General features: G+C 69.4%; 1 protein-coding gene. It reads left to right on the forward strand.

Features of this window, described 5'->3' with window-relative positions; translation table 11 throughout:
* The coding region (locus D7X99_RS41940; protein ID WP_121782588.1) for an amino acid adenylation domain-containing protein at window positions 1–925 on the forward strand (925 nt) is incomplete at both ends.

The raw sequence follows: 925 nt of genomic DNA on the forward strand, positions 1-925 counted from the left end.
TGGCCCAGCAGCCGAAGCACGCGCCGAGGAGTGGAGTGGGCGGGCGCAACCTGGCGTACATTGACTTCACCTCGGGAAGCACGGGCAAGCCGAAGGGCGTGTGCACGGAGCAGCGGGGCGTGCTGCGCACGGTGAAGGGGACGAAGTACGCGCACCTCGGCGCAGAGGAGACGCTGCTGCTGATTGCCCCGGTGTCGTTTGACGCTTCGACGCTGGAGGTATGGGGCAGCCTGCTGAATGGGGCGCGGCTGGTGGTGTACCCCCCGGGCCCTGTGGGAGACGTGGAGGAGTTGAAGCGGGTGGTGAAGGGGAAGGGCGTGACGACGCTGCACCTGACGGCGGGACTCTTCGCGCAGGTGGTGGACGCGGACGTGGAGGTGCTGCGGGGCCTCAAGCAGTTGCTGACGGGCGGAGACGTGGTGTCGGCGCCGCATGTGCGCCGGGTGGTGGAGGAGCTGAAGGTGCCGGTGACGGCGTGCTACGGCCCGACGGAGAACACGCTCTTCACCAGCTGCCACCGGATGACGGAAGGCGAGCAGGTGGGCGAAGTGGTGGCCATTGGCCAGCCGATTGGGAACACGCGCGTGTACGTGCTGGACGCGGCGCTGAATCCGGTACCGGTGGGAGTGGCCGGAGAGCTGTACGCAGCCGGAGAGGGCGTGGCGCGAGGCTACCTGGGAAGCGCGGAGTTGACGGCGGAGCGCTTCGTGCCGGACGCGCACGGAGGCCTGGCCGGGGAGCGGATGTACCGGACGGGAGACCTGGCGAGGTGGCGCGCGGAAGGGACACTGGAGTTCCTGGGCCGTGCGGACACGCAGGTGAAGGTGAGGGGCTTCCGAATCGAGCTGGGTGAAGTGGAAGGAGCGCTGCGAGCGCACCCGGCGGTGAAGGAAGCGGTGGTGGTGGCCAAGGGCCAGGGCGCGGG

It is taken from the genome of Corallococcus sp. AB032C, from assembly GCF_003668935.1.
In the GTDB taxonomy this organism is placed as follows: Bacteria; Myxococcota; Myxococcia; order Myxococcales; family Myxococcaceae; genus Corallococcus; species Corallococcus exiguus.